Consider the following 12,904-nt stretch of genomic DNA (forward strand, 5'->3'; position numbering starts at 1 on the left):
CTTAAAAAAATAAAAGAGAGCGGGTCAACAAAAAAGTCGACCCGCTTGTCATTTTATTATAGTTTTACGATTCCAACAACTGCGGCTGCTTGTTGCTTACCGATTTGGGTCAATTCAAAGGAATCGATTTGATCGCTGTTGGTCAACACTACAACGATGGTGGTGTCTTTGCCAGCAGCACTTACTGCAGCGAGATCCATCTCCGCTAACTTGTCACCCACCGCCACTTGTTGTCCTTCAGTGACAGCTACCGTAAAGGGGGCACCGTTTAAGTCAACGGTATCTAAGCCCATGTGAACCAATACTTCGATGCCTTCATCAGAAAGCAAGCCAATCGCATGTTTCGTTGGGAAGATGTTGGTGACTTTCCCGCTGATTGGTGCGACAACTATCGTCTGCTCTGGGCGCACGCCATAACCGTCACCCATCATTTTTTCCGCAAACACTTGGTCTTTGACAGAGGTGATCGGCATCACTTCTCCAGTGGCAACGGCAGCTAGTTCAGCTGTCACGCCTTGGCTTTGGTGGGTAGTGGTTTCTACTGGTGCTTGACTAGCCGTCGGTTCGGGAATCGTGACACCAGAATCTAAGATATCTTGAATGTCTGATTTTAAGACATCTGCTTTCGGTCCATACACTGCTTGCACACCGTTGTCTTTTACGATCAAGCCTAAAGCCCCTGCGGCTTTCCATGCTTTTTCATCGCCGACCGCTTCTCGATTTTTCACAGAGACCCGTAAACGGGTCATACATGCATCAACGTCGGCGATATTTTCACGTCCGCCTAATAAATGAATGATTTTCACGACTTGCGAATCTGGGTTCAAATTTCCATCCGCCGAAGCTGTTGCTGGCGCATCGCTGGCTCCTTCTGTTTCGTAGTTGCCGTTTCTACCTGGTGTTGCAAAGTTGAATTTTTTGATCAAGAAGTTGGCCAAGAAATACATCCCAACACCAAAGACGATGGTCACTAACACAAAGTTGATCAAATCTTGTCCTAAGCCGGCATTGATCGCCATTGGGGTACGGGTCAACAACTCGATATTCCCAAAAGAGTGGACCCGTAAGTTGACGATATCCGCCATCGCAAACGCCGCCCCTTGTACGACTGCATAAACGATGTAAAGCGGTACGGCAGCAAACATAAACATGAACTCCAACGGTTCCGTTACCCCTGTCAAGAAGACAGCGATAGCAGCTGATAAATACATAGAGGTATATTTGTGCCGTTTGTCCGCATCGACATTGCGATACATGGCATAAGACAAGCCCATCAAGATCCCAGATGAACCAATCATTTGTCCAACTTTAAAGCGGGCAGGAACAAAGTTTTCCAATAAAAATTGATATTGTGACGTATCGCCAGCATTGCGCATGTTCACTAGATCCGTTGCCCAAGCAAGCCATAATGGGTCTTGTCCAAAGACTTGGGTGCCGGCTTGTGCGCCAGAAAGAATCGTGTAAGTTCCACCTAATTCGGTGTAATTGATCGGGATCGTCAACATGTGATGCAGCCCGAATGGTAAGAGCAGCCGCTCCAAGGTTCCAAACAAGAACGGTGCTAAAACGGGCGCACTTTCTTGTGATTGCGCGATCCATAAACCGAAGTTGTTGATGCCTGCCTGAATGTAGGGCCAAACGATCGATAACACTAATGCGACGACTACTGAACGGGCGATCACTACGAAAGGTACGAAGCGTTTGCCGTTAAAGAAGGAAAGCGCATCCGGTAATTTGCGGAAATTATAGTATTTGTTGTAAGCTGTTGCTCCCACAAAACCGGCGATGATCCCAACAAAGACACCCATGTTCAAAGCAGGTGCTTCTAATACACTAGTAAAGAAGCCGTCGATCATGATCTTCGTCCCAAATAACGTATGGGTAAAGGCGCCTTCTTCGGTTAACATCGCGCTCGTCACGCCAAAGATCGAACCAGTGATTCGGTTGATCAAAATAAAGGCGATCCCAGCAGCAAATGCCCCACCAGCTCGCTCTTTTGCCCAACTACCACCAATAGCTAATGCAAATAATAAATGCAAGTTACCAATAATTGCCCAACCAATGTTTTCAATGACGCCTCCTGTAGTGATCAAAAATGCCCAGTCGGCATTGATCATTGGGATCGTTTTCCCAATACTGATCATCAAACCAGCAGCTGGCATAACAGCGACAACCACCATTAGCGCTTTTCCGAATTTTTGCCAAAATTCGAAGCTCAATAATTTTTTCATCTTCCTTCTTCCTTCCCTGAATCGATTTACGCAATCGGTTTCTTAACGATTTCATTCTAACGGAGAAAAAAGATTTTGTAAACCCAGAAATATCAAAAGGGATTCTATTCGCTTTTCACCTTTATATAACTGAATCTCTCTTTCTCGATGTTTCCTAATAGGAAATTCTTTAAACGCAACAACTTTCACTTGACGATGCAATCGTTTGCGCTTATGATAGAGATATCAAAAAGATTCTGGAGGGACTTTCATGAAAAAAATCCAACGATTGTTCGAGATCGATCCATGGAAAATCGCGACATCTACCTTAGATAAAGAAAATCGTCGACTGCAAGAGTCGCTAACAAGTATCGGGAATGGCTACATGGGAATGCGCGGCAACTTTGAAGAACAATACAGCGGCGATCATCACTTAGGTACTTATATCGCTGGTGTCTGGTACCCAGACAAAACCCGTGTCGGCTGGTGGAAAAACGGCTATCCTGATTATTTTGGCAAAGTGATCAACGCGGTCAACTTTATTGCAATGGACCTATTTGTCAATGACCAATTAGTCGACTTAGCAAAAATCAGCCCAAGTGATTTCCGTTTAGAACTAGACATGGAAACCGGGATTTTACGCCGCAACTTTACTGTCACTTTGGCAAGCGCCACCGTAAAATTCTCTTTTGAACGCTTCTTGAGCATCGTAAAACGTGAACTTGCCCTCATTAAGATGGACGCTGAGATCATTGAAGGCGACGCTGAGATCAAAGTCGTTTCTAAACTAGATAACAATGTCCATAACGAAGACAGCAACTACGACGAACGTTTCTGGGAAGAATTGGCTCATGGTCAAACCGAAACTTTCCATTACTTGACCACTCGGACCGTAGAAAATAATTTTGACATTGAACGCTTTACTGTCACTTCTGCTATGCGTCATAGCCAAACACCGATCGATTCCGTGAAAAGCGAGCTTTGCGTTGCTGATACCTTTGCCTTTTCTGGAACAGCCGGTGACACCTTCTCATTGATCAAAGAAGTCTTGATCGTTACGAGTCGTGATGTTCCCGCTCATGATCATCCAGCAAAAGTCACCGAATTAGGCACTTTATACAAAGCAGATTATGATGCGTTGCGTGCAGAACAAGTCGCTGCTTGGAAAGCCCGCTGGGATTTAGCTGATGTGATCATTGAAGGCGATGCTGCGGCGCAACAAGGGATTCGTTTCAACCTGTTCCAATTGTTTTCAACCTATTATGGCGAAGACGAGCGCTTGAACATTGGACCGAAAGGCTTTACTGGTGAAAAATATGGCGGTGCGACTTACTGGGATACCGAAGCCTATGCAGTTCCATTGTATTTGGCATTAGCAAAACCAGAAGTGACCCGTAACTTGTTGAAATACCGTCACAACCAATTGCCGCAAGCCCATATCAATGCGCAAAAACAAGGCTTAGCAGGTGCCCTTTACCCAATGGTGACCTTCACTGGGATCGAATGCCACAATGAGTGGGAGATCACTTTCGAAGAAATCCACCGAAATGGTGCCATCGCTTATGCCATCTACAACTATACGAATTATACTGGCGATACAAGTTACCTGAAAAAAGAAGGATTAGAAGTGTTAAGCGCAATCTCACGTTTCTGGGCAGATCGTGTCCACTATTCAAAACGCCAGCAAAAATACATGATCCATGGCGTTACAGGACCAAACGAATACGAAAACAATATCAATAACAACTGGTACACCAATAAAATGGCTACTTGGGTCTTAGCTTATACCTTAGCCAGCTATGAAGCCTTCAAAGACGAAGCGACTGTCACGATCTCTGACGAAGAACAAGCCAAATGGCAAGACATCATCGACAATATGTACTTCCCAGAAGACCAAGAGCTTGGTGTGTTCGTCCAGCATGATACCTTCTTAGACAAAGACTTGATGCCCGTTTCCGATCTTGATCCAAAACATTTGCCGTTAAACCAAAATTGGTCGTGGGATCATATCTTGCGCTCTTGCTTTATCAAGCAAGCCGATGTTTTGCAAGGGATCTACTTCTTCGGCGATCAATTCAGCAAAGAAGAAAAACAACGGAACTTTGATTTCTATGAGCCGATGACAGTGCATGAATCTTCCCTTTCTCCAAGTATCCATGCGATTTTAGCAGCGGAATTAGGCATGGAAGAAAAAGCGTTGGAAATGTATGAGCGGACTGCTCGTCTTGATTTGGACAATTACAACAATGATACCGATGATGGCTTGCACATCACTTCTATGACCGGCAGCTGGTTAGCGATCGTTCAAGGCTTTGCTCAAATGAAAACCGATCACGACCACTTAGGGTTTGCGCCATTCTTACCTAAAACGTGGAGCCGCTATGCCTTCCACATCAACTATCGTGGACGTCTGCTCTTTGTTTCCGTCAATGAGTCAACGGTGACTTTGAAAAAAATCAGCGGTGAGGCATTGCCAATCAAGGTGTATGGCAAAGACTATGTTTTAGAAGACGAAATCAGTACAGCGATCAACTAAACAAGCCTTCTGAAAGAAGAAATGTCTGCATTTCTTCTTTCTTTTGATTGGCTCTACCCTTGTGCCGACACTTTGTGATACTATAAGCTAAAAAAGGAGGGAAATCAGTGAGCATTACGGTCAAAGATGTCGCCAAAAAGGCTGGCGTCGCTACATCCACGGTTTCTCGTGTCGTAAACGATCATCCCAGCATTTCTGAAGATACCAAGAAGAAAGTGCGCAAAGTAATGGCAGAAATGGGCTATGTCCCCAATCTTGCAGCTCGAAATCTCGGCAAACAGATATCCAGTGCCATCGGCGTGATCTTGCCGCCCCTTGATTCGAAAGAACGACTAGGAAACCCCTTTTATTTAGAAACGATCGAAGCCATCAATGAAGAGGCCCGCCATCATCAAATGACGGTTGCCGTTGCCTCCGCCCGTGACTTTGCTACATTACTAAAAAACGTGGAACGGATGCACCTGCAAAAACAAGTAGATGGCTTTATCTTGGTCTATTCCGATGAAAAAGACCCCATCATCGACTATCTGGTCGAAAAAGAAGTCCCTTTTACCTTGATTGGTCAACCATACAGCAATGAAGACAAAATCGTTTTTGTCGATAATGACAACCAGTTGTTAGGCAAGCAAGCAACCGAGCATCTGATCGCCCAAGGGCATACGAAGATTTTATTTGCTACTAATACGACCCATGAAAATCTGTATTTCGAACGTTTTTTCGGCTACCAAAAAGCCATGATGCTGGCAAATCTCCCCTTTTATCCAGCATTGACCTTTGAAAAAGCGGAAGATTACGTCACGTTTGAAGAAACGATCAAAGAATCCCAAGCAACTGCCATCGTCGTGATCGATGATCTGTTCGCTGTGCGGATCATTCAATTAGCGACGATGTATGGCTACAAAGTCCCGGATGACTTATCCATCATCAGTTTCAATAATTCGATCTTTGCTACTTTGACACACCCGTATTTGACTAGTATCGATATCAACGTGTTGTCCTTAGGAAAAATCGCTACCGAACGGCTGATGGCGCAATTGAATCATGAAGATTCAAACGGCGTACAGCTGGTCGTACCACATAAGCTGATCAAACGAGAAACGGTCTTGAACCGCAACCAGTTGAACTGATCCGCTGTGTTTGGTCCACTTCCCCCACACGCAAAAGCACCCGCTGTCCCTAAGGATAGCGGGTGCTTTTCATATTTTTATTTATACTCTTTGCTTTCCAGGCGGAACAATGGACTCATTGGTGTATTTTCGTGAATGCGGCGAACGGCTTCCCCCATCAATTCAGCACAAGAAATGTAGTGCAGTTTTTCTGGATGGCGTTCTTCGCTGGTCCAACAAGAATCGGTGACACAAATCCTTTCAATCGCTGATTGATCCAAAATTTCTTTAGCTGGCGGCGAAAGTAAGGCGTGAGACACACAAGCATACACTTCGCTGGCACCAGCTTCCTTCAACAAGTCTGCCGCTTTTGCCAATGTATGGCCGGTATTTAAAATGTCATCAACTAAAATACATTTTTTCCCAACGACATCACCAATCACATAGCCGCCATCGGCTTCATCTTGATCGACGATCGCGATCGCTGTATCTAAGTATTCTGCCAAACTACGGGTCCGTTGGACACCGCTGTTTTTTGGTGAAACAACGACATAGTCGTCACCAGTCATTTTTTGTTCGCGATAATAATGAGCAAACAATGGGATCGTAAAGAGATTATCCACTGGGATGTCGAAAAACCCTTGAACTTGGACGGCATGCAGATCAAGCGTCAAGATCCGAGAAGCCCCTGCTTCCACCAGCATATTGGCAATCAATTTTGCAGTAATCGGCTCATGCGGGTTGGCGGTTCGGTCTTGCCGCGCATATGCGTAATAAGGCAAAACGACATTGATGGTCTTCGCACTAGCCCGTTTCATCGCATCGATCATGATCAGCAACTCTAAATAATGATCATTGACGGGTTCATTCGTCGATTGAATGATATAAATATGGTCGCCCCGCACACTTTCTTCAATATTGATGGCAATCTCTCCATCACTAAACTGTGTCACTTTTGACTTCCCTAGTTCTGTACCGAAAACTTTCGCAATGTTTTCTGCTAATGGTAAATTTCCATTTAAACTAAAAATTTTCAACGAACTATCTTTATAACTTTCGCCCATGATTGCCTCCAATGAATGTGGTTGTTTTCTTCTATTCTAGCACAAAGTGACTGTTTTTTTAACCGTCTCGTTCAAGGAAGTGTGACGGTACCGTTTACCCAACTGGCGGGAATTACTTTTTTGTAGTTGCCCCAGTTGTCATGAACTTTAAAATAGCGTTCTCCGCTGGCGGTTTCGGCGTAGGCGTAAGCCACGACCCAATGATTGCCATATGTGCTGCCTAAAGGCTTCAAAATACCGATGATCACCGGTTTGCCTTCGTCGATTCGTTTGCACGCTCGATGCCAACCGCCAACAACGGTCGCACGTCCGCGGTAAGGCAATTGGAATTGATCGAAAAACCGAGTCAAACCATGACTGACTTGCCAAGCGATCGTCGGCAACCCATGAGGCTGAATCAGCACACGCAGCATTTCCGTCACTACTGTCAGATCCCGCTGTTTTTTTCGGCGAAACGCTTTCGGGATGATCGTTTCATCGATGTAATCTTGATAGTAGGCCAAAAAGACGGCTGCCGCATAGGTGCCGCATAAATACCCTGAAGGAGTGACCCACTGCTTATACGGACGAAACCGCTCTTCGGCGATCCCTTTCCACTCTACTTGTTCCATCTCGTTCACCTGCCTTTTTTCTTATTATACCTTAGATTCTCCTCCTACTTGGATCAAAACCCTTTTTCGTCTAGAAAACTTTTCTTTGCGTCCTTACAGATTTTGTTTCATAATAGTAGAAAGCGAGAGGAGCGAAAGACATGACAACCTTGTTAAAAGATGATTTTTATGACTATGTAAATGGCGAGTGGCTGGAGACCGCTGTTATTCCAGCAGATAAACCCGCTACGGGTGGATTCCAAGATCTCGTTGACGGAATCGATTCCTTAATGATCGCAGAATTTGAAAATATGGCACACGATCCCCATGCTACGCCAAAAGGCCGCATGAAGGATGCTGTGGCTTTTTACCGCTTAGCCAGCGATTTTGCCCAACGAGAGGCAGCTGGCGCTACTGAAGCAAATGCACTATTAGCAAAAATCGAAGCGTTGCGTTCTTATGAGGAATTGAATCAGCAACTGGCAAGTTTCGTTTTAGAGGGCATTGCCTTGCCTTTCCAACTGGATGTCGATGCAGACATGAAAAATGCGCAAATGAATACTTTGTCGGTCTATCCGCCTGCTACTATTTTGCCGGATAAAACCTATTACACAGAAAATCCCCAAGCAGGCGAAATGCTGCAAGTCTACTTTGAGATGGCCGTCAACGTTTTAGTTGCTTACGGAAAAGACCAAGCAGAAGCGGAATCGATGGTAGAGCAAGCGATCGCATTTGATAAATTGATCGCCCCTCATGTCCGCAGTGCGGAAGAAAGTGCGGATTATAGTAAAAACTACAATCCTCGCTCCTTGGAGGAATTTGCAAAGCAAGCTAGCAAGATCGATTTTACACAACTCTTGACAGCCCTTTTACCAGGTACACCAGAAGAGCTGATCGTAACGGAACCCGCTTACTTTGAAGCCTTTGACATTATTGTTTCTGATAGCCATTTTGAACTCTTGAAAGGCTGGATGATCGTCAACCAAAGCTTGCGCTATACTAGCTATCTGAGTGAAGAATTGCGTCAGTTAGGCGGAACCTACAGTCGCTACTTATCAGGGATCGATGAAGCGGCTCCCCAACAAAAAGCGGCTTATTACTTAACGATGGGTCATTTTAGTCAAGTGATCGGTGATTATTATGGACGCAAGTACTTTGGGGAAATGGCGAAAAAAGACGTCAAACACATGGTGGAAACAATGATTGCTGTCTACCAAGATCGTTTGCGCAACAACACGTGGTTAAGTGAAGAAACCCGCCAAAAAGCGATTATCAAATTGAATCGTTTAGGCATCCATGTCGGGTACCCTGATCAAGTTCCTGCTATTTATGATCAATTGCATACCGATGAAGAGAAAAGTCTGTTGGCAAATGCCCTTCATTTCAATCGTTTGTTCCGAGAAGATACCTTCAAAAAATGGCAGCAGCCCGTGGATCGCGAGGAATGGGAAATGTCCGCCGCTACCGTGAATGCCTACTATCACCCATTTAAGAACGTGATCGTTTTCCCAGCCGCAATCTTACAAGCGCCCTTTTATAGTTTGGAACAATCCACCAGCGCAAATTATGGGGGGATCGGCGCGGTCATTGCTCATGAGATCTCCCACGCCTTTGACAACAACGGGGCAAAATTTGATGAATATGGTAATTTAAACAATTGGTGGACAGAAGAAGATTTGGCACACTTTGAACGCTTAGCTCAAGCGATGATCGACGAGTTTGATGGCCTGCCATTTGCCGGCGGTACCGTCAACGGAACATTGACTGTTTCTGAAAACATCGCCGATGCAGGCGGACTAAGCTGTGCGCTAGAAGCAGCGCAAAAAGAAAGCGATGTTTCTTTAACAGACTTCTTCACCAATTGGGCGAAGATTTGGCGTACAAAAGCCAAAGAACAATACCAACAGCTCTTACTGGCGATCGATGTCCACGGACCAGCGAAACTACGGGCCAATATCCAAGTCCAAAACATCGATGAATTCTATACCACCTTTGATATCAAACCTGGTGACCCTATGTATCGTGCACCAGAAGATCGTGTGCAGATTTGGTAAACAAAAGCGCAAGCAGATTTTTCTGCTTGCGCTTTTTCTTCGCCAATTGTTTATTTCTGTAAAGCTTTTTTCATCATACTAATCACAGAATCGAATTGAGAATGCTCATTGACGACTTGATCGGCTTTTTGTCGATTGGGGCGGTCTTTTAGAAAGTCGAAGATTTGGTTTTCATTCTGGATTCCTAGTTTAGCCATAAACTCATCCAAGTTCTGAAAATCTGTATACTTTTGTAAGAAGTCATTGTTCAACAACGCCTTCACATCAAGATTCCCTTTTTGATACGCTTGATAAAGGCTAGTCAGTTCACTGAAACTGAAATTTGCTTTTAATTGATCCATCCATCCCATTTATGCTTCCTCCTTCGCAGAAATGATTTTCGCACCAAGGGTATTTTCAAAATGGCGTAGTGCCCATTCATGTCCGACCGCGTCAAAGCTGGCAACGGTATCTGCATCGATCACCAGTTGGTAGCCTAAATTATAGGCATCCACTGCTGTATGCAAGACACAGATGTCGGTACAAACGCCGGTCAGGTACAATTCCGTGATCCCTCTTTCCCGGAGTCGGATGTCCAAGTCGGTACCACTAAACGCTGAGTAATGGCGCTTGTCGATCCAATAGACATTTGGCGCTTCCTGATAGGTTTCATAAAGCGGGGCTAAACGGCCGTAAAGATGTCGCCCCGCACTGCCCGCAAGATTGTGGGGTGGGAACAAGCGGTTTTCAGGATGATAGTTGTCTGTTTCCTCATGACGATCAATGGCAAAAACGACATACTCACCGGCTTCGATAAAGGCTTGTGTCCGAGCCACTAAGGCAGCTTCAATCGCTTGCCCAGCAGCACCCGTCGTCAATCGTCCCTCATCTGCAACAAAATCAAACGTATAATCAATGGATAGTAATGCTCTCATGCTTCCTTCCTCCTCTTACGGATCGGCTCTCCTGTTTTTTAAGTTACTTTAATGTTTCAACGAATGCCAAGACCATTTCAGCGGAACGCTTGCCAGCTTCTAAGATAAACTCATCAAAAGAGACGGTTGCTGCGTGGTCGGCGGTGTCGCTAATCGCGCGCACGATTAAGAAAGGAATATTGAATTGCTGCGCAGTCTGTGCGATCGCGGCTCCTTCCATCTCACAAGCCAAGGCATCTGGAAAATGTCCTAAAATCTCCTGTACTTTTTGCGGGTCATGAATGAAGCTGTCACCAGTAACGATCAGTCCCTTTTTCACGGTATGATGGGTCGCTTCTGCGGCTTTTGTCATCTCACTGATCAAATAGCGGCTGGCTTCATAATACAAAGGCATCCCACCAGGCAACTGGCCATATTCATAACCAAAGCCCGTCACATCGACATCAAAATAGGCCACTTTATCTGAGATCACTAAATCCCCTACTTGTAAACCGGCACCGATCCCACCAGCTGATCCAGTATTGATCACCATATTGACCCCGTATTGTTGGATCAGTAAACTAGTGGTGATCGATGCCAGAACTTTACCAATACCTGAACGAACGACGATCACTTCATGATTGCCGATACTTCCTGAAATAAATAGTGCGCCGCCGCGTTCCCAAGAAAGCGGTGAAATCAACTGTTCCCGCAACGCCTTGATTTCTTCCTCCATTGCACCAATAATACCAATTTTCATGTGTTTGCCTCCTGCTTCTCGTTTATTTTTCATCCTTTAAAATGAAAAACAACAGAAATTTCCACGTATCTACTGACGTGTTTTTTCTCCTTTCATGATAAACTAGTTTTGACGAAACGAACAGTTTTTTGTCATTATCAAAGGAGGCACTTATGTCTGAAATTTTCAACGCCATGGCAGCAAAATACGATACCCCTGAACGGATCGCGTTAGCACAATTAGTCACCCAAACCCTTGAACCTTATTTTAAAGACAACCAGCACCAAACTCTGATCGATATCGGCGGCGGTACCGGCCTAGTAAGTCTGCCCTTAGCAGCTTATGTCCAGCACTTAGCCATCTGGGATACTGCCCCTGGCATGATCGAGGTTTCTGAAAAAAAAATCAACCAACTGCAGCTGGCCAATGCTTCTGCAACTGTCCACGATCTGCTGCAAGAATCCTTACAAGCAAAAGCAGACGCTGTGCTGCTATCCCTCGTCTTGCTGCATATTCCTGACACAGCCGCTATGATGGAAAAACTATACGCCTTGCTGCAGCCAGGAGGAACCCTTTACCTAGTGGATTTCCTCAAAAATCCCGCCGTGTCTCACCCGCTGGTTCATAATGGGTTTGACCCTGCTGCATTGACTCAACTGACAGAGGCGATTGGGTTTACCGACACTTCCTTTACCGTTTTTCATGAAGCGGATCATTTGTTCATGAATCAGCCAGCGGCCATGTTTTTAGCTATTTTGAAAAAGCCGACCGAATAACAAAAAAGCCGCACTTGCAGAAGATGCAGGGGCGGCTTTTTCTTAGTACTAGATGAATCACAACAAAAAGATCGCCAAACCGACGACGACTAACAATAAAGTGACGATCACAATGGCTTTCATTAAAAAACGGTTCAGATCCCGAGATTTCTGGTTCTCACCGGCACGGGTCTTCGTGATTTCTTTGTTTTTCTTGCGCACTTTTCGGTAGTGGTTATCAATTTGTTTTTCTTTTTGTTTCCATTCTTTCTTGCTTTGCTTTTCTACGATTTGCTGATTACGTTCAGACGCCGCTTGTTCTTCTTCGCGTCGGCGTCGAAGTTCACTGCGGGTGATCAATGGTTCTTTAGGCAAGTCCGTTCCTCCGTTTCAATTCCAGCAACTCCCAAAATTGGATCGCAAACACGGTCTTCGCATCACAGATCGTTCCATCAGCGATAGCGGCTTGTGCTTGCTCTAAGCTCAATTCATAGACTTCCAGCACTTCGTCTTCGTCTTGCGGTAAGGGATTTGCCACTTTTTCCAGCTCTTTCGCATAATAGACGTGCAAGATTTCATTCGCAAAGCCTGGTGAAAGGTACATAGAAGAAACATGCTCTAGCGTTTTTGCGCGATAGCCAGTCTCTTCTTCCAATTCCCGGGCGCCAGTCAAATCTGGACGTGCGCCTTCTCCTGGATCGATTTTGCCTGCTGGTATCTCTAAAATCACTCGCTCTAATGGCTTTCTGAATTGGCGAACAAACAGCATTTTGTTCTCACTCGTCAAGGCGATCACGGCCACCCCACCTGGGTGGAAGACTAGTTCGCGTTTACTGGTTCCACCATTGGGCAAGGAGACATCATCAACCACCACATCAATGATTTTGCCATGGAAAATTTCATTCCGTTGGATCGTTTTTTCTTCAAAATCTTTAAATTCTAACATCTATCGACACC

The 12,904-nt window shown here is 45.1% G+C and carries 12 protein-coding genes; 4 read left to right on the plus strand and 8 right to left on the minus strand.

What is annotated here, in order from left to right; translation table 11 throughout:
• Nucleotides 1-56 precede the first annotated feature (56 nt).
• Nucleotides 57-2,231 carry a PTS transporter subunit IIBC gene (locus IGK61_RS15740; RefSeq protein WP_074536166.1) on the minus strand — a complete coding sequence of 725 codons (2,175 nt, stop codon included), beginning with the start codon at nucleotides 2,229-2,231 and terminating at the stop codon, nucleotides 57-59.
• A gap of 250 nt (nucleotides 2,232-2,481) precedes the next feature.
• Here IGK61_RS15740 and IGK61_RS15745 point away from each other — a divergent pair, with 250 nt between their 5' ends.
• Both IGK61_RS15745 and IGK61_RS15750 read left to right on the plus strand, forming a co-directional pair.
• Nucleotides 2,482-4,746 (plus strand): glycoside hydrolase family 65 protein, encoded by a 2,265-nt coding sequence (locus tag IGK61_RS15745; RefSeq protein ID WP_074536168.1) that lies wholly within the window; start codon nucleotides 2,482-2,484, stop codon nucleotides 4,744-4,746.
• A gap of 107 nt (nucleotides 4,747-4,853) precedes the next feature.
• On the plus strand, nucleotides 4,854-5,873 hold the full coding sequence (locus tag IGK61_RS15750) for a LacI family DNA-binding transcriptional regulator (RefSeq protein ID WP_005227844.1): 1,020 nt from the start codon (nucleotides 4,854-4,856) through the stop codon (nucleotides 5,871-5,873).
• 77 nt (nucleotides 5,874-5,950) lie between these two features.
• On the opposite strand, the gene IGK61_RS15755 is transcribed toward IGK61_RS15750, so the two are convergent.
• Both IGK61_RS15755 and IGK61_RS15760 read right to left on the minus strand, forming a co-directional pair.
• Nucleotides 5,951-6,916 carry a ribose-phosphate diphosphokinase gene (locus IGK61_RS15755; protein ID WP_005233536.1) on the minus strand — a complete coding sequence of 322 codons (966 nt, stop codon included), beginning with the start codon at nucleotides 6,914-6,916 and terminating at the stop codon, nucleotides 5,951-5,953.
• A 71-nt stretch (nucleotides 6,917-6,987) separates the two neighbouring features.
• A complete protein-coding gene (locus IGK61_RS15760; protein ID WP_005233534.1) occupies nucleotides 6,988-7,527 on the minus strand; it encodes a C39 family peptidase in 540 nt (179 codons plus the stop codon).
• Nucleotides 7,528-7,667: 140 nt separating this feature from the next.
• Here IGK61_RS15760 and IGK61_RS15765 point away from each other — a divergent pair, with 140 nt between their 5' ends.
• Complete coding sequence (locus tag IGK61_RS15765) at nucleotides 7,668-9,560, plus strand: M13 family metallopeptidase (protein WP_074536170.1); 1,893 nt, start codon at nucleotides 7,668-7,670, stop codon at nucleotides 9,558-9,560.
• Between the two features lie 50 nt (nucleotides 9,561-9,610).
• On the opposite strand, the gene IGK61_RS15770 is transcribed toward IGK61_RS15765, so the two are convergent.
• From IGK61_RS15770 to IGK61_RS15780, 3 genes are read right to left on the minus strand one after another with little or no spacing between them, the layout of a single operon-like run.
• Nucleotides 9,611-9,910, minus strand: a complete 300-nt coding sequence (locus tag IGK61_RS15770; RefSeq protein WP_008379310.1) for a hypothetical protein — start codon at nucleotides 9,908-9,910, stop codon at nucleotides 9,611-9,613.
• Nucleotides 9,911-10,474 (minus strand): cysteine hydrolase family protein, encoded by a 564-nt coding sequence (locus tag IGK61_RS15775; protein WP_008379309.1) that lies wholly within the window; start codon nucleotides 10,472-10,474, stop codon nucleotides 9,911-9,913. It lies immediately after the preceding gene.
• Between the two features lie 43 nt (nucleotides 10,475-10,517).
• A complete protein-coding gene (locus IGK61_RS15780) occupies nucleotides 10,518-11,213 on the minus strand; it encodes a 5'-methylthioadenosine/adenosylhomocysteine nucleosidase (protein WP_005227823.1) in 696 nt (231 codons plus the stop codon).
• Nucleotides 11,214-11,365: 152 nt separating this feature from the next.
• Between IGK61_RS15780 and IGK61_RS15785 the strand changes: the two genes are divergently transcribed.
• Nucleotides 11,366-11,968 (plus strand): class I SAM-dependent methyltransferase, encoded by a 603-nt coding sequence (locus IGK61_RS15785; protein WP_008379308.1) that lies wholly within the window; start codon nucleotides 11,366-11,368, stop codon nucleotides 11,966-11,968.
• A gap of 57 nt (nucleotides 11,969-12,025) precedes the next feature.
• On the opposite strand, the gene macP is transcribed toward IGK61_RS15785, so the two are convergent.
• Both macP and IGK61_RS15795 read right to left on the minus strand, forming a co-directional pair.
• Nucleotides 12,026-12,322 carry a cell wall synthase accessory phosphoprotein MacP gene (macP, locus tag IGK61_RS15790; RefSeq protein ID WP_005233519.1) on the minus strand — a complete coding sequence of 99 codons (297 nt, stop codon included), beginning with the start codon at nucleotides 12,320-12,322 and terminating at the stop codon, nucleotides 12,026-12,028.
• Nucleotides 12,315-12,893, minus strand: a complete 579-nt coding sequence (locus tag IGK61_RS15795; protein WP_008379307.1) for an NUDIX hydrolase — start codon at nucleotides 12,891-12,893, stop codon at nucleotides 12,315-12,317. The genes macP and IGK61_RS15795 overlap by 8 nt, the downstream gene beginning before the upstream one ends.
• Nucleotides 12,894-12,904: the final 11 nt, after the last annotated feature.

The sequence above is a fragment of the Enterococcus sp. AZ063 genome, assembly GCF_051715045.1.
GTDB classification, from domain to species: domain Bacteria; phylum Bacillota; class Bacilli; order Lactobacillales; family Enterococcaceae; genus Enterococcus_D; species Enterococcus_D casseliflavus.